Here is an 18,963-nt window from a genome sequence, read left to right on the forward strand (position 1 = left end):
GGCTCCCGGGGCTTTGTCGTGCCTGCTGCTACTCGCGGGCGTGGGCAGGCTTGCGGGCCTCGATGGTGTCGGCGTCAGGGTTGATGCCGCGCTGGATCAGAAGGTTCGTCAAGCGAGTGTTCTCGGCGTGCAGGGCGGTGTTGGTGCCGTTGGTCTGGCGCTGGATGGTGTCGATCTTCTCACCCTGTTTGCCGAGGCCGTAGACCGTTCCGGCGAACACCGCGATAAGGGCGAGGGCCGTACCGATGAGTTGGATGAGGGTCGCGGAGGCATCCGGGCGCACGGCGAGAAGAACTGCAGCCGTGATGATCGAGACCGTCGCGACCGATGCGAAGGTGATGAATACTGCGGTCTTGTTCATGATGTGTTGCTTTCTCTTGTAGGGGTGATCGGGGCAGGGTTAGGCGAGCTTCGCGAGGATCAGTCCGATGTTCTTCTCCATCGCCAGCACGCGGTCGACAAGCGAGGGGCCGTCCTCGGTCCCGAGGCGCCCGACAAGCCACCTGTTCAGAGCTTCGATGCGGACTCGCTCAGCGGTCCCCGGGTCACCGAGCAGGGTCTGAGCGAGATACTGGATTTGATCGATGGTCGAGGGTGCGCCGGGGAATCCCTCGCGGTCGGGCTGCCTGAGTGATGCGTGAATCTCGCGTACGAGGGTTGCCTCTTCTTCGGTCCATGCCATGTTTTCGTCTCCTAGGGGTTGAATGTCGAGTGCTGCGGTGATGGTCGGATTGCCGATGTAGTGGGCGTGCCAGGGTTCGCCGGGGATGTCGAAGACCCATCCGTAGAGGCGTCCTAGCCGCTCGATGGTGTGGTGCATCTCGGAGTCGCCGTTGTTCCCGTAGACGGTCGAGATGATGTCGACGGCCTCGGCTAGCCCATGGGCCGAGGTGGTGCCGGGGCGGGCGGCGAATCGGCTGTCGCCGTCGTACCATTCCCACCAGTACCACTGCGTGTTGTAGTTGCCCGCTGCGAGGTCGCCGCGGTTACCCTCGGGGCGGTATGCCTCGCTGGTGAACATCCACTCGCCGGTCTCGCGATAGACGGCGAGCCGCCATGCGAGCCACTGCCTGTAAGCCTCGGGGGTCAGGTAGTTCCCGTGGCCGTCCCAGTCGACAAGGGTGGATATGTCGAGGTGCCCATTTCGTGCCATTTGGTTCTCTCCTATGCGGGTGTAATTACAAAGCGTTTGAGGCCTGTTAGAACTTGAGGGCGCGGTTGACGATGATGGTCGGCTGCACGTTGTTGTGCGGCGCCCCACTGCCCGACGCGTCGGTCCCGGTGTTCGTGGGTCCCGTGATACCGCGACCGATGGTGCCGGTGCCTTGCATCTCCACGGCGTAACCGACGAGGCCCTGAATCACGGAGTTGACGCCGTGGGTGTGCGTGCCGTTCTGCGCTGCGGTCAGGCTCACCTGATACACGCCGGGGGTGCCACCGAGGAAGGTGAAGTCAGGGTTGCCGAACGCGGCTGGGGCGAGGCCTGCTTGCACCCGCCCGCGGCTGTCGGGGACCCGAAAGTAACCGGTCGGGGTCCCGGCGTCGTTGTGAATGTCGCCGATGGCCGCGTAAAGGTTGGCGTAGGTTCCAGCCTTGAGTAGGTATTGGCCCGCTTCGAGGACGTACCCGGTTGGGGCTACCCGCCAGTAACCCTGAATTGAGGTGCCCGGTGGGAGCAGGGCGAGGGCGGCGGTCTGCACGCTCGCAACCGAATCCATGAGGCCCGCGATGAGGTCGAGGGCGCGGTTGATGTCGTCGTATCCGAGCTTGAGGTCTTTGCTGGCAGGTACGACCGCGATGCCCTTCGCGGCGGCTGCGTCTCCGTTGGCCATGGGGGCGCCTTTCTATGGGGTGTAGGTGTTCCACTTGACGCCCGCTGCGATGTCCTGCCAGCGGCGTCCGACCGGGGCGAGTGCCCAAGCCGTCAGGGGTGTGTCGGTGAGACCACGAGAGGTGACATCCATTTCGTCGTCCTCGAATGACCACGTGACGGCGGTGACGTAACCGGTCGATACGGGCGAGTTGGGGAACGTGCCGACCAGTTCCATCCCGGGCTGAGCCGAGTAGTCACTGATAGCTGTGGGGGTCAGCAGGCGCCCCTTGCCCTGCGCCCGCTTGAGGATGTAGTCAGCGGCGCCAGGACCGGGATAAGGGGTGTCGTACTTGAGGGAAAGTACCTTCGTGAAACCGGGCACGCTCGCGGCGTCGTAGGCCGTTCTCGTTGCTCCGTCTGCTTCGGTCCACGTGTACTCGATGACCACGGCGTCGTACCACTCACCGGCACCGGCACGGCTGATCTGGTCGGCTGCGTTGACAAGGTTGCGGGCCTCGGAGATGCGGAGCGACCCGGCGACGACGTAACTCGAATCGACCAGCCGCCACACCCGGGACTCGTCGCAGAAGAGCCTCATCTGCAACGAGCTCAGGATGGGTTCGAGGTAATCCCATGCCGTCATTCCCGGCTTCCACACGGTCGCGGCAGGGTCCACATATGCCTTGACGGCGGCTCTCGACATCGATGCGTTCGCCGTGCCAACCCATGAGTATGTGACGTCGGGAGTCGAGGCGGTGGCGCCGGAGAACGCGGGAAGGGGCGAGCTTCCCTCGTGCAGCATGAGGTCATCGAGGAAGTAGGTCACGCCCGCGGGCGGCGTGTCCGGGTAATAGATCGGCCAGCAGTAAACGGCACCGGGCGGGGCCACCGCGGACACGGTGAAGCGTTGCCACGAGTCGGTCGTGAGCAGCTTCTTTTCGGTCGCCACGTCGCCGCCGATCATGGTGCCGCTGACATCGTGGAAGCGGAGCGCGACCGACGCGAAGTACTGCTTATTGGCCTGCGAGTAGGCGCTGAAGGTGTAGGACTTACCCGGGGTCACGACGTGCCCGCTGATGGGGTTGACGTTCGGCGCGATGATGACGGCCATCGAGGCGCCGCCATCCGTGTAGACGGCGACTGAGGCGGTGCCGGTCCGCCTGACCGAGCTATTTCGACCGACCGCGACGCCGTTACCTCCCGCGGTCACGAACCCGGCGACGTTCGTTTCGCCGCCTGGGTTGGGGAGCATGTTCGTCAAGGTCTTCGTGGTGATAGCTGCGGCGACTACCGGGGTCACTCCTAGGGCCATCGTCAGAACGGCTTTGATCGCGGCAAGGCCCGATGGGTCCGGGCGCTCGAATGGCGCGGTGGCAACGAGGGCGTAGTCCTGCAGCAGGGCCTCATCCGAGGCGAGCGTGAGGGTCACCTCTCCGGCCACATGGTCAACCGTGCGCTCTCGTAGGACGACGTTGAAGGTGCGGGAGGTTGGGGGTAGATAGAACCCGTTCAGGTCCACCCCATTCCATTGGAACGTGCAGCCCGCCGAGACCGACAGCCGGGGGTTCGTGCGCGGGTCGAGGCGGGCGAGCGTGGCGAGGGCCGGGATAGCGATGGTGATGGTGCCCCGGACGTAGGGCGACCAACCCTCATCGAGCGTTATCGACCCGCCCTTGATCGAGAGGGGCGCGTCTGGCGTGGTCAGTTTCGCGGAGTAGGTGTGGATAGAGAGGGTCACGCGGGCACCTCTTGGAACTCGATGGCGAGCAGCCACCGGGTCAGGGTCTCCGGGTCGATACCGACACGCATTGTGCCGACCGGGACATAGGTCATCGACGCCGAGGTCACCTCGTCATCGACCAGAACGAACGTGCCCGGGTCGCGGTGAAGGGCACGTACGGCGAGGGCTTCGGCCTCGTCCATGCAGAGGACTCCGAGGGTCCCGGCGCGCAGGCTCGCGGGCTTGAACGTGATGTCGTCGTCAGAGCGTCCGATGATCTTGTGACGGATGTTGTTCATCTCTTCGTCCCACGAGTAGGTCAGTAGGAACGGGTTGATGGTTATGCCGCCGTGGCTGATCTGGGGCATTAGTAGACCTGCTTTCCGTCGGGGGTCTGCGCCTTGACGGTGATGGTCGTGGTACGCGATTTGTTGACAAAGTTCTCGAGCGCGGTTCGAGCGCCGGACAGGTCCACGGTCGCCTCGATGGTGGCGGTCCGGGGCTGCGCTGCGGCGGCGGCGATCTGGTCGGCGGCGGGCTGCGTGTTGGCCTTGGTGCCGATGGTCGTGATAATCGACTTGTCATCGCGGACCTTGAACAGATCGGCGGTGGCCGGTTTCGTGTCGGCCTTCGTCGTCACGGTGACATCCACGTTGCTGTCGATGCCCGCGATTTCGCCGTTCGCCTGCGCAGCGGCGGCGGCATAGGTGGCCGCGAATTGAGCCTGAATTTCGGGCGAGGCGTGGGCCACAGAGTCGACCAAAGGGGCAAGGTCTGGCCCGCCCTGAATGACCTGCTCGAATGCCTCCGGGGTCATCTGCGCCTTGAGGATGTCGAGGTTGGCAACATAGTTGTTGTTCGCGTCGATGCGGGCCTGCATGTTCGCGAGGTAGGCGGCGATGTCGATCGCGCCCGTTTCTTTGTTCTGGTAGTCCTCCCACGAACTCGCGGCGTCGCTGATCTGATCCGACAGACCGGCGAGAATCGCGGCCTTCTGCTCAAGCTCAGGACCGCCCGCCTTCGCGTAGTTCTCCTGGGCCTCCGCTGCGGTCTTGGCGACATCGACCGACTGGTCGAGATAACCGAGGTAGGTCTCTTGAGCGTCGGCCTGTTTGATCAGAGATGAGTACGCCTTAACGCCCGCGTTGGTCGTGGTGTCCACGGCATCCGCTTGATCGCGAAGAGATTTGAGGTAGTCGTCAGCCTGGCGACGGAGGTCTTTCAGGCCGTCGGCGTTGCCTGAGTACGCCTGTGCGAGATCCCGGAAGTCACTGCCCGAGTCCTTCGCGGTCTTAGCGAGGTCTTCGAGGTTCGTATCTTCGGCCTCGCTGGCCAGCGACTTGAGCTTGTCCACGAGGTAGTCGAGAGAGACCCCGCCGCGCTTCGAGTCGATCAGTTCGTCGGTGATTTCCCCGATCCGAGCTTGCAGCTTTTCGCCGGTCTCGTCGCCGTTCTGCATCGCGGCCGAGATGATGCCGATACCGGCAGCTGCGGCGAGACCGGCGACCATTCCGGCAGGCCCAAATCCGCCGAACGCGTTCGCAGCAATCTCTTGGAACGCGCCCACGATGGAGTCAGCCGAGCCATCGAACGACGCGGCGGTCTCCTTCGCCGTTGATTGGGCCTCGTCTTTGAACTCGCCGAGGGACTCTTTGCCGCTGTCGAGTCCATCCTTGACGTTGGTCCGGTAGGAGTCGCCGCCCTCCTTCGATGCGCGCTGCATGGCGCGCCCGAGTTCGGTCTGCTCGTCCTTGAATTTGGAGGTGTCTTTGCGTGCCTCATCGAACGCCTTTTCGAGCTTGTCGCCCGCCTTGTCGCCGTCCTTGGCAACGGCGTCGAGAGCGTCCGAGGCGTCTTCGAGAGGCTTGATAACACCGTCCTTGACACCCTTTGAGAACTCGCGGGTGTCGGACGCTACGCCGATGCTGATGCCCTTAGCCATCGGGGTTACCTCTTCTCAATCAGTTCGTAGAACGTGCGGACTGTGGTCTGGACCCACAGGGATGCGATGCGGGGGATGATGTCGGCGGCGGCGGGATAGACCGCGTGGCCGGTCTTCTTACGGGCGGGAAGCTGGGCCTTGGTGCGGCGGCGAACGTTGAAGGTCTTGCCCTTCTTGGAGGTCGCTCGGTAGGTGGTGAACTCGCCACGGTTCGCGCCGAACTCGGCTGCGGCCACGGCCTCCGAGGGCTTGATTCCACCCGATAGGGCTCGCCCGACCGAGGCCGATTTGAGCGTGACGTTCTGGTCAGACACGGCGACACGAGAGGTGTCTGCCAGCACCCGCTGCTGTAGCCGGGTGCTGGCATGCTCACGAACGGCCTTCGACCATTCGGGAGCGACGACGGCCTTGGTAACCCTGCGAATCTGTTTGGCGACTTCGCGGTCGAAAGACTTCATAGCGACGGTGACGCCTTGAAGTTCCTTCGAGTTGAAGACGCTGATTCGCATGACGGCCTAGACGAACGTGTACGCGCCGAGGACCGTCGCCACGCCTACCGGAGTGGTGACCTTCGCGGGCTTCGATCCCGCCGCCGCTGCGGGGGTGATGGCGAAGATGGTGTTGTCGGATTCGATGATGAAGCTGGTAGCCGGTACGGTGCCGAACAGAACCGAGGTGGCGCCGCTGAATCCCGAGCCGTTCAATTCGACCAGGGTGCCACCGGCCACGGGTCCCGATACCGGGGTCACGCTGGTCGTGGCAGGCACGCCGACAGCACCCGGCAGGAACACCGGCTGGCCGTCGACGCCGAGCGTGACCGTGGACTGCCCGAACGCGTCGATGGCGCCGCCGACCGATCCGGGCACGATGAGGCCGGTCACGGTGAACTTGGGGCCAGACGCGAGGGGGTAGAAGTCGATGAGCTTCTTCTTGCCGACGTTCGCGAGCAGGTACGCAGAGAGACTGTTCGGGGTCTCCCAGTCCTGCGCGTAGGAGAGGCCAGCCGTCCACACGGGGTCGCCCATGTCGGTGAAGACCGCGCCCGGGGCGGCGCCCTTCCACGTCTGGGTCGAGACAGCCGGATCGAGCGAGACCGCCGACACATGGGCCTCGTAGTTGTCGGCGTCGATCTTGAGTCCGTAGTTCTTGAAGACGCGGGGCTTGACGGCGATGTTTGCCATTAGTGCTTGTCCTTTTCGCTGGTGAGGGTGAGGGTGATGTCGTAGCCAAGCCGGTCCTTGTCGAGGACCTTTGTGGCTACCGTCCACGGGATACCGGCGGTATCGAGTGCGTGCAGCAGCGTCACCACGTCGTCGTCCAGTTCGTCTTCTGCCTTCGAGATGTCCTCGCGGGGGCTGGTGATGGTGACGATGAACTCGATGTCGTGCGCGGCCTGCGGGGCGGCGGCATTGCGGGTGATCTGGGTCAGCTTGAAGGTGACCTTGGTCTGGTCGGAGATGCCCGTGGTTCGTTCGTCAGGAACGATCCTCCAGCCGGTCGGGATGAGCGGCTTGAGTACGGTGGCGAGGGTCTGGCGTGGGGTACTCATCCGATGGCCGGTGCCCCGCCCTTGGGTCGCAGCTTGGCCTTGACCTGCCAGTCGAGCGGGAACGGTCGCACGATGAAGTCGCCTTCCCCGGTGCCGCCGTCGGCGTCGACTCGTGAGGCGTTCCACGTGTTCTTGGTCTGCATGAACTGGGCGTCGTGGAAGCTTGCGATGAGGTCGCCCTGTTCCTCGTCGTCGTCGTTCAGCGTGTCGATGGGGACCATCGCGTAGCGGCGGCAGTCGGATCGGGCGGCGCGGACGACCATCGTGAGCTTCGGTTCTGAGGGCGCGTCGTCTTCCCACAGATCCTCGATCTGTTCGACGGTGAGCCATTTGCCGAGTGCCATGGTGGCCCTTTCGGGTAGAGGGTGGGGGGGCTGGCCCGCGCACGGGATCGGTGTCCGAGGCGGGCCAGCCGGTCTGTTACTGCGTGGCGGCGGTGACCAGTTGCAGTGCGCGGGCGTCGTTGATGTTGGTACCGCAGTAGCCGAACGCGGCCTTGTCGACGCCACCCTTGGCGAGGTCGAGGGCGTCGATGCGGATCGGCGCTCCGGGCAGTTCGTAGACGGTCGCGGCCTGTCGGGCGCCGACGAGGACCTTGCCCGTTCCGATCTGCCCGTTCGGGCGAATCTTGAAACCGTCAAGCTCGCCCTCCTTGAAGCCGAGCGCGGCATTCAGGTAGCCGAGAACGTTCGACTGCGGCATCTTGACCATCTGCTTCCAGAGCGCGGTCGCGACGAGAGCGAAGTCGGGCATGGTGCCGGTCGGCACGATGGCGGCGATGCCGTCAACGATGGCCGAGGCGGCAGAGCCGATGGTGCCGCCTGCCACGCCGGGGAGCGTGGTGAGAGCATCGCCTGCGAGGGGGGTCGCTCCGGCGAGGACCTTGGCGAGGACCTTGCCGTCTGCCCATGCGGCGTAGTCCTCACCGACTGCTTTGGCGTAGGACTCGAAGAATCCGACGACGTTGAAGTCCACGAACTCGCGGGCGATGTCGTGGCCGATGGCGTAGCGGTCGGCGGTGCCGGTGACCGGGAGCAGGCTCAGCGTGTTCCCGGGCACGTCGGTCTTGTTACCGGCCCAGTCGCCGCCCTTGGGCTTGGTGACCCACTTGAAGCCCTGCCACGTCATCGCGGTCAGGTTCTCGTGGGCGAACAGCGGGAGGACCTGCTGCTGGTAGACGACGGCCTGCCAGATTTCGCCGAGCCACTGCGGCTGGCCCATCGCCGGGGCGAGGCCACCTGTGCCGTCGAACTTCACGTCAGCGAGGGCGGCGAAGAGGCTGGTGCCGTTCTGGTCTTCGACCTTGAGCAGGGCCTCCTTGTCGACGTTGCCCATGCGGGAGGCGTAGAGGATCGCGCCGACCTCGGCGAGGGACAGGTGCGGCTTTGCCTTCTCGCCGGACTTGCCAGCGATGAGGGTGTTGGGCAGGTTGTTTCCCACGGCGGGGTCTCCTTCTGGTTCTTCGATGACTGTTGCGGTTGTGATCGTGGTGGTGCCGCCGTCGACCTTGGTCGTCGTCGTGGTGGTGCGCTTGTGCTTCACGCCGTCCTCATCCGTGAATTCGTCGGTGAACTTCTCGACGGTCACGGTCGGTTCGCCGTCCGGTTTCGGATCGGCGAGCGGCGCGTCCTCGATCTCTTCGTCCTCGCCGACATCTGCGGCGAGAAGAGTGGCCGAGGGGAAAGCGCCGGCCTTGACGAAGGCGGCACCGAACAGGACGCCGCCCGCCGCTTTGCCCGCTCTGATGACGAGATTCTTGACCTCCGACGAGAGGCTGCGGCGGGCATCCGGGTTGGTCGTGTCCGCTATCTCGGCGAGCAGCAGATCGCCCTCGGGGTTCTTCCCGATGGCGAACGAGGCGACGATTCCCGCCTCGGTCTCGACAGCCGTGACGAACCTGGCCACGGGGTTCTCTCGGGTATGGTCGGTGTTCGCGCCCAGCACGGTCACATCGGGCGGGATCGTGATGATTCCCGGGTCCACGGAGAACTTGCCGAGGTTGGTGCGCCCGACCTCGCCATAGGGCACGAGCAGGCCCGACACGATGCGGTCGGCCTGATTCGCGAAGAGGGTCCCGCCCTCAATCTGGACGTTGGTCATTCGGCGGCACCGCCCTCGGACAGGTCAACCACGGTCCCCGTGATCGCGACCGTGACGCCGTTGAGGTAGGGCTCAAGCTCGCGGGCGGTGTCGATGAGGTCGGCGACCGAGATGTTCGCGGAGGCCTTGAACGCCGCTGCGGCCATGAGCGCGGCGGCGCGGGTGGCGCTGCCGTCATCGATCCATTCCGCTGCGGCCTGCTCTGCCGTCTGCTCGCCATCAGGGGCGGGCGTCGAGGCGGGTGCCTCGTCGGGGAAGTCGAGGCCGTCGTCGTCGGCGGGCGCGTCGGTGGTCTTGGGTTTGCTGGTTGCCATGAGTGTTAGTCCTCTGTTGGGGTTCCGGTGGCGGTGGGTGGGTTGTACAGGTCGTACTTGTCGAAGCGGACGCGGACGCCTCGCGGCACCACGTCATCCATCGACAGGCGGGCCTCGATGAAGAGGGTCCAGAACGGCAGGTCGAACTCGTAGAACTGGTTCCGCTCGCCCTCGTTGGTCGTGTAGGTGAGGGAGTCGACGCCTGCGGTGCCGTCGAGCATTGAGGCGCGGATGTTGAGAAACGATCCGATGTCGGTGCGGACCGCGTTGCGGCCTTCGACCATGAGGTCGGTCGAGACATCGCCGAGCGCCTGAATCTCGATAGACGGCGGAGTGGAACCGATAGCGCCGTTCTTCGACATCCGGGCCTTGGCCCACGCGTCTACGAGGGCTTTGACCTCGGTCTCGGTCAGCTGGTCGTCGGTCTGCCTGAGGTTGATGAGCGGGATCGGGTTGCGAGCGCGACCGACCCACGATTCCTCCGTGTCGCGTGCGCCGCGAAGGGTGCGATTCCCGACCGTGAGAAGGCCCTCAAACACGTGGTCGAAGAGAATGAAGTCGTCATCCGAGACAGCGGTGTCATCGATGAACATCGTGCCGTCCTCGATGTACCAGTCATCGAACGGGACCCACGCGGCGTGGAGGATCGGGCGGCGTCCGGTGTCCATCGCCTCGCCGCTGCGCTCGACGTACCAGACCGAACAGCCGTGAAAGATCAGGTCATCGATCGTCCAGGCCATGCGGGTCTGCGGGTTGACGGCGGTGTTGGTCCGGTAGAGGAATGTCGGCTGGCGGCTCGAATCGAGAACCGCGTCGCCCTTGAGCGCGACCAGGGGGAACTTCGAGATTGTGGCGACGAGGAGGTTACGGGCCTTCGAGACAACCGGGACCGCGATGGCTTGCGAGCGGGAGAGGGGCAGGGTCGCGGCGAGGTCGAAGCCTTCGAACAGATCCCCGAATACGACGCCGGTAAGCGCGCCCTCGGACAGCGGGGATTTGATCCCCTGCTGTCCGACGGCGAGCAGGTCGCTAGTGCGCTTGCCGAGTCCGAGTCTGTCGCGTATTCCCACGACGAGAACTATCCGAATGCGTCCGTAGTTCGATGGAATCGGCGGCGTGTCGTGTCACCGCGTCGCGCCATTGGTGAGAGTCGGGGTGCGTCAGTTCCTCGTGTGCGGCGGCGACCCGGCGACCGTCTGCGCGGGTCGCTCCGGCGAACGCCTGCCAGTGGGGGCAGTCGGTGCAGACCACGATGACAGAGCAGGGCGAGATGTCGAGTTTGATGGTCATTGCGGTTAGTCCCCCATGATCGGCGTGGATGGTCCTGCGGTGGCTGCGCGGGCGTAGTACTTGTCCCAGTTCGCGAGTGCGTTGGTCGCGGCGATGAGCGGTGTGATGTCGTCGGTGCTGTCGGCGCCCCAGAGCCATTGGCCGTTCTCGCCTCGCACCTCGCGGCGGGTGGCCTTGTCGGTCGCGGCGGTGAGGTCCTTCTGCCTGAAGTGGCGTAGCTTGTCGTTCTCCAGGTCGCGCATGAACTGGACGCATCCAGCGGCGAGTTCGGGCCACGTCTGCTTGCGCACGCGGGGCTTGGGTCGAAGGCGGTTCATCTCGGTCACGGTCGCGAGAGCTTCGGATGAGATCGTGTCGTAGGCGATGGTCGAGCCTCGGTATGTCGTCGTAAGGGTCTGGCCGCGTTCGGGCATCCAACCTGTGCCGCCCTGGTAAGCGACAAGCTCGACGTACCCGATGCCCTTGGAGTCGCGCCACGCGGCACAGATCGCGGCCACGCCGCCCCGGGGCTTGATCGCCATGGCGAAGGCCACACGTGCCGGGATCGGCTTCTTGCGGGCCAAGCCACGCGAGTCCCACAAGCCGGGGTCGATGGCCTTGACGCCGAACGATTCGGGCCAGATCGAGAGGTATTCGCGGACCCACTGAGGCAACGGGATCGTCTGGTAGTTCTCAGCCATCGACTCGCGGTTCGTCAGGGTGCCGACGCCCGGGTGCACGGTCTCGAGCAAATCGAGCGCGTAAGTCTCGTCTTCGAGTAGCTGCCAATCCGTGTCGGGATCGGCGGCGAAGTCGATGCCACCCATGGTCGGGTTACCGCCTCGGAGCATGCTCAGGAACTTCCAGAACGGGCCGACCGGCGCCTCTCCTGCGGTGCCGCTGATGACGATCTGACTACCCGGGCGGGTGTCCTGCAAGGGCATGATTCCGGCGAGCAGAGCGGCGCCGTCCTCGGGGTCAATCTCCTGAGCTTCGTCCAGCCAAGAGATGTCAGCAGCCTTACCTCGGTAGGCGCCTGCCTCGGGTTTGAGGACGACGAAGCTCGACCCGTTGTCGAAGTAGATGCCGGTCTTGGTGTTGCCCTTGAGGACCTTGAAGCCGCGACCGACAGGTGCGGCCTCGGCAGTCTCGATGCTCATGCCGAACAGAGCTTCGTGCCGGGTCTGCGCCTTGGGCTTGTAGTTGCGGCCACGCATCCACGGGGCGAGGTCCATCTCGTCGGGCGGGGCGATGCGGTCGAGGCCGTCGCGTGCCCACTCATCGAGCGTGGCGGTCCCGGCACTGCCGGTCTGAGCCGAGTACGTCACCTTGTACCGGTTACGTGAGGCGCACCGACCGAGGCACCAGCACAGGATCGTTGTCGTCTTCGAGGCGCGGCGCGGTATCTCCACGACTGACCGCTTGTTCCCGGCGTTGAGGGCGTCCGCGATGAGTAGCTGCTGCGGCATGAGCGGATCGCGGGGCGGGTCCATCTCACGAAGAGCCCGGATCGCCTCGGGGTCATCGAGGTCGACAAGCTCGAAGCCCATCATCGACGCGCCCTTTAGGAATTCTTGACGAAGCTCAGGGGTGTCATCGAGCCGCCCGACCCATCTCGGCGGGATCGCCCGGTTTCTTACCTTTTCCCACAGTTGGGGAGGGAAAGTCGTTCTGCCCCCGAGCGGAGGTATGGGGGTTCTGTCAAAAAACGCGTCATCCGCGACCGTTTCGACCGCCTGCGCGCTCATCGAGTCGCCGCCGACCATGGTGATGCTGGTGACCACGGCTCACTGCCGCCGCCAGTCACGACACGCATGACACACGGCGGCGCGTGGCCCGCCTCTCGCACGCACTCGTGTTCGATCACATCGTTGAGGCTGTGATCATCGAGGAAGCCGAACGCCTCACAGTTGCCTACCATTCGCGAATGTCCCTTCGTGCGTTGCGGTTGCGGTTCGAGATGCGGGCGCCGAGCTTGCCGCCCGCGACTTGGTTGCACCGCTTGCGGCAGTACGGGCACCAGGCGTGCGAGGGTCCGACGTTGGCGAGGGTGGGCGGGCCACCGGTGCCCGCTGCGTTGCGGTGTCCTACCTGCCACTTGTCGGTGGGCATCACAGGATGTGGGCAGTCGATGCACTTCTGGGGTAGCTGCGGCTGGATGATCTTGCGGAGCTTCGGGCTGTGGGTTGACCACTTCTGCGCTCGGTGGTGGCGGCTCATGCGTGCGCCTCCGCTGGCTGGCCGTCGTCGCAGTAGCCGCACGAGTCGCACTCGTTGCACGCCGGGTACGGAATCAGCGCACGGCCACACTTGGGGCAGCGTCCGAGGGGGTGCCACTCGGTGCGGCTGCGTTCGCTGACTTCGAGCAATAGCCACCATGCGAGGACTGCGATGGTGCCGTAGATGAAGAACTCAAGCGGGGTCATCGTGCACCGCCGATCAGGGTGCGGCGTTCGCGGATCGCTCGCACCTCGGGGAGCGTCCTCCGTGCTGCTTTGAGCCAGTCATCTCCGAGGCGCATGATGCTCTCGGCACAGTCGCTTTGCACGAGTTGTGCCATGAAGCTCACTTGCGATGCTGCGCGTGCGACTGTCTCGTGTCCTGGCTCGTCGTGCCACAGGCGGGCCTCTGTGAGGTATTCGGTGGTAAGTGCGCTCAACTGGTCGTAGAGGTCGCGGCGTGCGACCTCCGACCATGTGGGGCGCTTGGGCTGCTGTGTCTCGGTCATGATGCGACTTCTCCGGTGTTGTAGTTAGTCCCGCACGACGGGCAGATGCCTGTCTTCGGGTTGGGAAAACAGGGCATGAACTTGTGTTTGGGGCACGGCGTGGGCATCTCGTGGTCGACCGGCTCGACGGCGCGGCGAAGTGACGCCTTCATGTCGAAGGTGCGCGAGGTGGTGGTGCCGTCTGCGAGGTTCTGAGCCACGTGAGCGCGGTAGCGCTCTGACGCGTCAGCGTCCAACAGCGAGCCGCCAGAGGCGTCATTCTCCGGGCCGGAGGCCATGGGAGCGACAGCGACCGGGAAAGGCTGGGCGCGCTGCGCCTCAATCTCTCGCTCGCCTGTACTGTGACCGGCTTGGGCTGTCTCTTTAGATAGGTTTCTTAAGTAGGTTTCTTTATTCGTGCGATTATCGGATGCGGTGGCCGTGCGATTATCGAATGGCAAATCTGGCCGTGTGCGATTTTGAGATGCGGTTTTCTTGGGCATCTCGAACAGAGGCGCAGTCGGGTCTGTAAGCGCCCACACGGTGTAGTACTTGCCCGAGTCGCGGGCCTTCTGGTTCTCGCGAACGAGGTAGCCGAAACGCTCTAGCTCGTTGACTCCGGTACGCACGGCGGCGATACCCTCGGCGTTGTCGCGCTCGTCGTCGGGGCTACCAGCCAACTCCTTGAGGCTGACCTTGCGGCCCTCCTTGTGCGAGAGCAGGTCACCGAGGATGCCTCTGGCCTTGTACGAGAGGCGTCGGTCGCGCAGGTACGCGTTCGGAATCGTCGTGTAGTTCTCGTCCACGTCGAGCATGCGACGAACGATGTAACCGCCTGAATTGGTCAGGTCACTCACAGGGTTATCCACAATGTGGAGAATTTGTACATGAGTTCAACCTGATGGCATCACGTACGAATGTCTGCATTGCTCGCGGCGTGTCGATTATTTCCACATGACAGCTATAAAGTTGTCCTCATGACAATCACCGAGAGCAGGACAACAATCCACGGTCGGCTACGTGCGGCGCGGCTGATGGCAGGACTTGAACAGGGCGACCTAGCCGACGCGCTGGGCGTGTCACGAGGATCGGTAAGCAACTACGAGACCGGGAAGTCGGAGCCTGTCGCGTCGGTGTTCGTCAACTGGGCACGCCTCACCGAGGTCAGTCTCGATTGGCTGGCCGGTGGCTTAAACAAAAAAGCCCCCGACTCCGTAGAGTCGGGGGCTGATGGTGTTGTGCGCCCTAAGGGATTCGAACCCCTGGCCTTCTGATCCGTAGTCAGACGCTCTATCCAGCTGAGCTAAGGGCGCAGGTCAAGACCAGATGAAATCCTAGCACGCCTCACAGCGGCCCGTTGACACAGCCACGAAGATGCCCCGACACCGCCACAAAGACCGCCCCATCAGAGCCTCAGATACCCCCACGCAACCTGCCATGTCTCGCCGAGTTCGAAGCGCTCGAGCACGGCGCGCTGCAGCGACGTGTCGCGCGGCAGCTCGTCGAGGCGACTCAGGTCGCGGGTGCGGAAGACGAAGTACAGCGCGTCGGTGTGGCCGTCGCTCGAGTGGCCGATCGGCGTGAAGCGGCGCACGAACGATCCCACGTTGCTCTCGGGCGCGACGCGGTCGAGCAGAAAGGGGTCGAGCATCCACGAATCGCAGGTGACCACAGACACCGGATGCTGCGGAAAGTGTTCCGCGAAGAACACCTTGGCCGACGCGAGGCTCTCGTCGACGAGGTCGGGCAGCAGCGGCCCGGACTCGGGAATGTGCACCGCGAGCACCCAGTCGCCCGCCTTGATCACTCCGTCGACCTCGGAGGTGGGCGCCGCCCGCTCGAGTGCGAACTGCAGCCTGCCCAAAGCGAAGATGCGCACCGTGAAGTGGTACGTGAGCCACCGCCAGGTCTGCAGTCCGAACTCTCCCGTGACCCGGCGGCTGATAGCGAGGTGGCGCCCGACGTCGGCCAGCGTGTCGCGCGTCACGCGCTCAGGAATGTCGTGACGACGGCTCCACTCCACCACGTGCGGGGTGAGCTCGAAGAACGCCTTCAGCCAGACGAGCGGCTCCTGCGTGGGCTCGTCGACGCGAATCTGGTTGAAGCTGCCGAAGCTGCGCAGCAGCGCCGCCGTGACCAGAGCGACCTGCTCCGCATCATCCGAACGCTGGAGCACGCGCACGCAGTCTGCTCGGTCCGCCTCGTCGATCGCGAGCAGATCGAACAGCGCGTCGTGGTCGTTTGCCTCGTTCACAGTCACGTTCCTGCCTGTCATCGGCTCGAGATGCCGTCGAGCATGCCGCTAATGAAGCGCTTCTGCAGAAAGAAGTACAACACGACGATGGGGGCGGCGATGATGATGCCCGCCGCCGCGAGCAGCGAGTAGTCCGTCGCGTGCTGCCCTTGGAAAAACGCGAGCCCCAGGGGCGCGGTGCGGAGGTTGTCTTGCGTCACCATCACAAGCGGAATCAGGAACTCGTTCCACGTCCACATGGCCACGAGCAGGCACATCGTCATGATCGACGGAATCGACGGGGGAACGATGATCTGCCACAGCGTGCGCAGATCGGTTGCGCCGTCGAGCCTGGCCGCCTCGATGACCTCACCGGGGAACGACATGAACTGGTTGCGCATCCAGAAGATGCCGAATGCGAGCGACTGCGCGATCTGCGGCAGGATGAGCGCCCAGTAGCTGTCGGTGACATGCGCCGACCGCAGGTTGAAGTACAGAGGAATGATGAACGCTTCGGCCGGCAGCAGCAGACCCGCGAGCAGCACGAAGAACATGATGTTCGACCCGAAGAACTTCAGCCTGGCGAAGGCGAACCCGGCCATCACGCTGAGCACGGTGGTGACGACGATCACGGTGATCGTCACGATGAGGCTCGAGACGATGTACTGAGCGAAGTGACCGCGATCCCAGGCCTCCACGAAGTTGCCGAGGTCGATCGTCTCGGGCATCCGGAACCCGCTCGTCGAGCTCGACGGGCTGATCGCGGTGATGACGACGCCGAGCAGCGGCACCAGCGCGAACGCCGCGAAGATGACGAGAACGAGGTAGGTGACGAGCTTTTCGCCGAGCGAGAGCTTCATTCGGTGTCTTTCGGTTGCAGTCGCCCGATCAGGGCCGTGATCAACAGGATGCCGATGGTCAGCACGACCGCGACACTTGCGGCCGATCCGACCTGGCCTGAGTTGAACGCGCGGTTGTAGGCCTCGAAGGCGGGAACCGAGGTGCTGTTGCCTGGGCCTCCGCGCGTGGTGATGTAGACGAGGTCGAAGGTCTTGAGCGACGACACCACGGTGAGGGTGAGGGCCACGGTGATCTGGCCGCGCAACGCGGGCAGCGTGATTCCGAAGAACTCCTGCAGGCCGCTCGCTCCGTCGAGCCGAGCGGCCTCGAAAAGCTCTGGCTGCACATTGCCCACCCCGCTCAAAAAGAGAACGAGGCAGAGGCCGACGTTGAGCCAGGTTCCGACGAAGCCCACCGAGACGAGCGCGGTGTTGAAGTCGCCCAGCCACACACGCGTGAGCGAATCGAGCCCGATGGCGCGAAGCAGCGTGTTCAGCAGCCCGTTCGGGGAGTAGATCGAGAGCCAGGTCGTGGCGATCACCACGGATGCGATGACCTGGGGAAGAAAGAGCACCGTGCGAAAGAAAGACATGCCGCGAAGGGCATGTGCCCGCGAGATGACCATCGTGAGCAGCAGGGCGATGGCGATGGGCAGGAACGAGTAGAACACCACGAGCACGCCCACGTGCATGAACGAGTCGCGAAGCTGCTCGTCTTGAACGATGTCGATGTAGTTCTGCACACCGGCCCAGGTGGCGACGCTCAGGCCGTTCCAGTCATAGAGCGAGTACCACGCCGTCTGCAGCGTCGGCACGATGAGGAAGATCAGCGAGAACGCGAGCGCCGGAGCGACGTAGAGGAACGCCTTGAGCGAGGCGACGCGGCGCCGGCGAGCGCGGCTCGGGGCCGCACCCGCCGGTCGCGTCTCACCCGAGCGAAGCCGAGTGGTGACGGTCATACGGAGTCCTTACTTGCTTCCCACGAAGCCGGAGTAGTCCTTCTGAAGGATCTCTGTGAAGGCCTCGGGCGTGACCTGCTTGTCCGTCAACTGCTGCACCGCGCTCGTGAGCGTGTCATAGAACGTGGGCGTGGAGTAGTCGAGGTACGGCACCAGCCCACCCGATGAGGTGACCTTGCCGTACGTGTCGAAGACATCCGTCTCGAGACCCGGCTTCGGCGTGTAGTCCGCCGGAATCACCGAGGGCAGGCTGTTCTCGTCGATGAACGTCTTGGCCGCGTCTGCGTTGTTGATGAAGTCGATGTAGGCGGCAGCGACATCCGGGTGCTTCGAGCCCGTCGTGACGGCCCATGCAAGACCCTCGCCGCCCGTCGTCACCGGCGAATCCGCACCCTTGGGGATGAGCGTGGTAAAACCGGCATCGTCACCCATCGCCTCCGAGATCGCGGCCTGCTTCCAGGTGCCCACGATGTAGAAGGCAGACTGGCCGGCCTCGAACTGGGCGAGGGCATCATCGCGAGAGACGCCGTTGGCGCCCTCGGTGATGTAGCCCTTGCTCGACCAGTCCTGGATGGTCTTCGCCGCCGTGACCGACGCGTCGTCGGTCCACGCGCCGTCGGCGCCCGTGACGAGCTTGTTCACCGCGTCCGACCCGGCGATCGCTGCCTGCACCACTCCGAAGAGGTGGATGCCCGGGCTCTTCTCGATGTCGCCGTAGGCCATGGGCAGGATGCCGGCGGCCTTCGCAGCCGCCATGTCCTTCTCGAGCTCGTCGAGCGAGGTCGGAGCCTCGACGCCCAGCTGAGTCAGGATCTTCTTGTTGTAGTAGATGCCCACCACCTCGCCGGTCTGCGAGATCCCATACAGGTTGTCGCCCTGCCAGGTCTTGCCATCGGCGCTGAACGAGTTGATCTTCAGCAGCGACTCCGGGTAATACGAGCTCCAGTCGTAGAGTCCGTCGTAGTCGTTCAGCGAACGGATGAGACCGCCCTGAACGAACGCACCCATGTCGGGGTATCCCTGGTTCGCCTGAACCACGTCAGGCGGGTTGTCGCCCGAGAGCGCGAGCTTGAGAGTGGTCTTGAGGTCTGCGAACGACTGCGTGACCCTGTCGATCTTCACATTCGGGTACTTGGCCGAGAAGGCCGCGTTCAGCTTCTCCTGCGCGTCGGTGATGCCCTCATCCGTGTTCTGATCCCACACGGTGAGGGTGACGTCGCCAGCTCCGGCGACGTCTTTCGACACCGGGCCGCTCGACTCGGCGGGAGCCGACCCTGCTCCGGGAGCACAGGCGGTGAGCGACAGGGCGACCGCGACGGACACGGCAATGACTCCTGTCCAGGAACGTTTCTTGCCATTCATGCTGACTCCTCGACTTGCTGGGGGGGGAACTGAGTGTGGGGGTGATGGAGCGAAAGGGGTTGAATCGGGTGCCTGGGTAAAAACTATGGTTCCTATGTTTCACACGAGTTACCGTTTGATTGCCACCGCAAGTAGTTTGTGATTCGAACGACTTCG

The 18,963-nt window shown here is 64.3% G+C and carries 22 protein-coding genes and 1 tRNA gene; 1 reads left to right on the top strand and 22 read right to left on the bottom strand.

The genetic code is table 11. The annotated features are described in order from the left end of the window. Window positions 1–28: 28 nt before the first annotated feature. The 17 genes from CCK87_RS14215 to CCK87_RS14300 all read right to left on the bottom strand — a co-directional run bounded on the left by CCK87_RS14215 (window position 29) and on the right by CCK87_RS14300 (window position 14,271). On the bottom strand, window positions 29–361 hold the full coding sequence (locus CCK87_RS14215) for a hypothetical protein (RefSeq protein WP_086462088.1): 333 nt from the start codon (window positions 359–361) through the stop codon (window positions 29–31). A gap of 39 nt (window positions 362–400) precedes the next feature. Continuing rightward, window positions 401–1,153, bottom strand: a complete 753-nt coding sequence (locus CCK87_RS14220; protein WP_086462089.1) for a hypothetical protein — start codon at window positions 1,151–1,153, stop codon at window positions 401–403. Between the two features lie 46 nt (window positions 1,154–1,199). Continuing rightward, the gene (locus tag CCK87_RS14225; RefSeq protein WP_086462090.1) at window positions 1,200–1,832 is read right to left on the bottom strand and encodes a tail fiber protein; all 633 of its coding nucleotides are present in this window, start codon (window positions 1,830–1,832) and stop codon (window positions 1,200–1,202) included. A gap of 12 nt (window positions 1,833–1,844) precedes the next feature. Then, entirely contained in the window at window positions 1,845–3,551 is a 1,707-nt protein-coding gene (locus tag CCK87_RS14230; protein ID WP_086462091.1) for a hypothetical protein, read from the bottom strand. Further along, window positions 3,548–3,901 carry a hypothetical protein gene (locus CCK87_RS14235; protein WP_086462092.1) on the bottom strand — a complete coding sequence of 118 codons (354 nt, stop codon included), beginning with the start codon at window positions 3,899–3,901 and terminating at the stop codon, window positions 3,548–3,550. The genes CCK87_RS14230 and CCK87_RS14235 overlap by 4 nt, the downstream gene beginning before the upstream one ends. Then, a complete protein-coding gene (locus CCK87_RS14240; protein ID WP_086462093.1) occupies window positions 3,901–5,475 on the bottom strand; it encodes a hypothetical protein in 1,575 nt (524 codons plus the stop codon). Before CCK87_RS14240 ends, CCK87_RS14235 begins: the two co-directional genes overlap by 1 nt. 5 nt (window positions 5,476–5,480) lie before the next feature. Continuing rightward, complete coding sequence (locus CCK87_RS14245; protein ID WP_086462094.1) at window positions 5,481–5,984, bottom strand: hypothetical protein; 504 nt, start codon at window positions 5,982–5,984, stop codon at window positions 5,481–5,483. 6 nt (window positions 5,985–5,990) lie between these two features. After that, window positions 5,991–6,656 (bottom strand): IPT/TIG domain-containing protein, encoded by a 666-nt coding sequence (locus CCK87_RS14250; protein ID WP_086462095.1) that lies wholly within the window; start codon window positions 6,654–6,656, stop codon window positions 5,991–5,993. Beyond that, complete coding sequence (locus CCK87_RS14255) at window positions 6,656–7,024, bottom strand: hypothetical protein (RefSeq protein WP_086462096.1); 369 nt, start codon at window positions 7,022–7,024, stop codon at window positions 6,656–6,658. Before CCK87_RS14255 ends, CCK87_RS14250 begins: the two co-directional genes overlap by 1 nt. Next, the gene (locus CCK87_RS14260) at window positions 7,021–7,368 is read right to left on the bottom strand and encodes a hypothetical protein (protein WP_086462097.1); all 348 of its coding nucleotides are present in this window, start codon (window positions 7,366–7,368) and stop codon (window positions 7,021–7,023) included. Before CCK87_RS14260 ends, CCK87_RS14255 begins: the two co-directional genes overlap by 4 nt. 76 nt (window positions 7,369–7,444) lie before the next feature. Beyond that, on the bottom strand, window positions 7,445–9,124 hold the full coding sequence (locus tag CCK87_RS14265) for a hypothetical protein (RefSeq protein WP_086462098.1): 1,680 nt from the start codon (window positions 9,122–9,124) through the stop codon (window positions 7,445–7,447). Further along, a complete protein-coding gene (locus tag CCK87_RS14270) occupies window positions 9,121–9,438 on the bottom strand; it encodes a hypothetical protein (RefSeq protein ID WP_086462099.1) in 318 nt (105 codons plus the stop codon). The genes CCK87_RS14265 and CCK87_RS14270 overlap by 4 nt, the downstream gene beginning before the upstream one ends. A 5-nt stretch (window positions 9,439–9,443) precedes the next feature. After that, window positions 9,444–10,508: a phage portal protein gene (locus tag CCK87_RS14275; protein ID WP_170927300.1), complete on the bottom strand. Its 1,065-nt coding sequence runs from the start codon at window positions 10,506–10,508 to the stop codon at window positions 9,444–9,446. A 225-nt stretch (window positions 10,509–10,733) separates the two neighbouring features. Next, window positions 10,734–12,260: a hypothetical protein gene (locus CCK87_RS14280; RefSeq protein WP_140162874.1), complete on the bottom strand. Its 1,527-nt coding sequence runs from the start codon at window positions 12,258–12,260 to the stop codon at window positions 10,734–10,736. 361 nt (window positions 12,261–12,621) lie between these two features. Further along, entirely contained in the window at window positions 12,622–12,927 is a 306-nt protein-coding gene (locus tag CCK87_RS18120; RefSeq protein ID WP_140162875.1) for a hypothetical protein, read from the bottom strand. 202 nt (window positions 12,928–13,129) lie between these two features. Then, the gene (locus CCK87_RS14295) at window positions 13,130–13,435 is read right to left on the bottom strand and encodes a hypothetical protein (protein ID WP_086462104.1); all 306 of its coding nucleotides are present in this window, start codon (window positions 13,433–13,435) and stop codon (window positions 13,130–13,132) included. After that, entirely contained in the window at window positions 13,432–14,271 is an 840-nt protein-coding gene (locus CCK87_RS14300; protein ID WP_086462105.1) for a hypothetical protein, read from the bottom strand. Before CCK87_RS14300 ends, CCK87_RS14295 begins: the two co-directional genes overlap by 4 nt. Before the next feature lie 120 nt (window positions 14,272–14,391). On the opposite strand from CCK87_RS14300, the gene CCK87_RS14305 reads away from it, so the two are divergent. Further along, the gene (locus tag CCK87_RS14305; protein WP_086462106.1) at window positions 14,392–14,688 is read left to right on the top strand and encodes a helix-turn-helix transcriptional regulator; all 297 of its coding nucleotides are present in this window, start codon (window positions 14,392–14,394) and stop codon (window positions 14,686–14,688) included. Here CCK87_RS14305 and CCK87_RS14310 read toward each other — a convergent pair. The 5 genes from CCK87_RS14310 to CCK87_RS14330 all read right to left on the bottom strand — a co-directional run bounded on the left by CCK87_RS14310 (window position 14,654) and on the right by CCK87_RS14330 (window position 18,807). Beyond that, window positions 14,654–14,727 (bottom strand) — tRNA-Arg (locus CCK87_RS14310). The genes CCK87_RS14305 and CCK87_RS14310 overlap by 35 nt on opposite strands. A 92-nt stretch (window positions 14,728–14,819) precedes the next feature. Next, on the bottom strand, window positions 14,820–15,674 hold the full coding sequence (locus CCK87_RS14315; protein WP_140162876.1) for an acyltransferase domain-containing protein: 855 nt from the start codon (window positions 15,672–15,674) through the stop codon (window positions 14,820–14,822). 11 nt (window positions 15,675–15,685) lie between these two features. Then, entirely contained in the window at window positions 15,686–16,507 is an 822-nt protein-coding gene (locus CCK87_RS14320) for a carbohydrate ABC transporter permease (protein ID WP_086462108.1), read from the bottom strand. Beyond that, on the bottom strand, window positions 16,504–17,445 hold the full coding sequence (locus CCK87_RS14325) for a sugar ABC transporter permease (protein ID WP_086462109.1): 942 nt from the start codon (window positions 17,443–17,445) through the stop codon (window positions 16,504–16,506). The genes CCK87_RS14320 and CCK87_RS14325 overlap by 4 nt, the downstream gene beginning before the upstream one ends. A gap of 9 nt (window positions 17,446–17,454) precedes the next feature. After that, window positions 17,455–18,807 (bottom strand): extracellular solute-binding protein, encoded by a 1,353-nt coding sequence (locus CCK87_RS14330; protein WP_086462110.1) that lies wholly within the window; start codon window positions 18,805–18,807, stop codon window positions 17,455–17,457. Window positions 18,808–18,963: the final 156 nt, after the last annotated feature.

The sequence above is a fragment of the Agreia sp. VKM Ac-1783 genome, assembly GCF_900177765.1.
Taxonomy (GTDB): domain Bacteria; phylum Actinomycetota; class Actinomycetes; order Actinomycetales; family Microbacteriaceae; genus Agreia.

Excerpts from the sequence above, each read along its gene's own strand:
- CCK87_RS14245 (WP_086462094.1), bottom strand. The coding sequence starts at position 5,984 with ATGCGAATCAGCGTCTTCAACTCGAAGGAACTTCAAGGCGTCACCGTC.
- CCK87_RS14235 (WP_086462092.1), bottom strand. The coding sequence starts at position 3,901 with ATGCCCCAGATCAGCCACGGCGGCATAACCATCAACCCGTTCCTACTG.
- CCK87_RS14270 (WP_086462099.1), bottom strand. The coding sequence starts at position 9,438 with ATGGCAACCAGCAAACCCAAGACCACCGACGCGCCCGCCGACGACGAC.
- CCK87_RS14255 (WP_086462096.1), bottom strand. The coding sequence starts at position 7,024 with ATGAGTACCCCACGCCAGACCCTCGCCACCGTACTCAAGCCGCTCATC.
- CCK87_RS14280 (WP_140162874.1), bottom strand. The coding sequence starts at position 12,260 with ATGATGGGCTTCGAGCTTGTCGACCTCGATGACCCCGAGGCGATCCGG.
- CCK87_RS14250 (WP_086462095.1), bottom strand. The coding sequence starts at position 6,656 with ATGGCAAACATCGCCGTCAAGCCCCGCGTCTTCAAGAACTACGGACTC.
- CCK87_RS14215 (WP_086462088.1), bottom strand. The coding sequence starts at position 361 with ATGAACAAGACCGCAGTATTCATCACCTTCGCATCGGTCGCGACGGTC.
- CCK87_RS14325 (WP_086462109.1), bottom strand. The coding sequence starts at position 17,445 with ATGACCGTCACCACTCGGCTTCGCTCGGGTGAGACGCGACCGGCGGGT.
- CCK87_RS14330 (WP_086462110.1), bottom strand. The coding sequence starts at position 18,807 with ATGAATGGCAAGAAACGTTCCTGGACAGGAGTCATTGCCGTGTCCGTC.
- CCK87_RS14305 (WP_086462106.1), top strand. The coding sequence starts at position 14,392 with ATGACAATCACCGAGAGCAGGACAACAATCCACGGTCGGCTACGTGCG.
- CCK87_RS14220 (WP_086462089.1), bottom strand. The coding sequence starts at position 1,153 with ATGGCACGAAATGGGCACCTCGACATATCCACCCTTGTCGACTGGGAC.
- CCK87_RS14260 (WP_086462097.1), bottom strand. The coding sequence starts at position 7,368 with ATGGCACTCGGCAAATGGCTCACCGTCGAACAGATCGAGGATCTGTGG.
- CCK87_RS14225 (WP_086462090.1), bottom strand. The coding sequence starts at position 1,832 with ATGGCCAACGGAGACGCAGCCGCCGCGAAGGGCATCGCGGTCGTACCT.
- CCK87_RS14265 (WP_086462098.1), bottom strand. The coding sequence starts at position 9,124 with ATGACCAACGTCCAGATTGAGGGCGGGACCCTCTTCGCGAATCAGGCC.
- CCK87_RS14240 (WP_086462093.1), bottom strand. The coding sequence starts at position 5,475 with ATGGCTAAGGGCATCAGCATCGGCGTAGCGTCCGACACCCGCGAGTTC.
- CCK87_RS18120 (WP_140162875.1), bottom strand. The coding sequence starts at position 12,927 with ATGAGCCGCCACCACCGAGCGCAGAAGTGGTCAACCCACAGCCCGAAG.
- CCK87_RS14320 (WP_086462108.1), bottom strand. The coding sequence starts at position 16,507 with ATGAAGCTCTCGCTCGGCGAAAAGCTCGTCACCTACCTCGTTCTCGTC.
- CCK87_RS14295 (WP_086462104.1), bottom strand. The coding sequence starts at position 13,435 with ATGACCGAGACACAGCAGCCCAAGCGCCCCACATGGTCGGAGGTCGCA.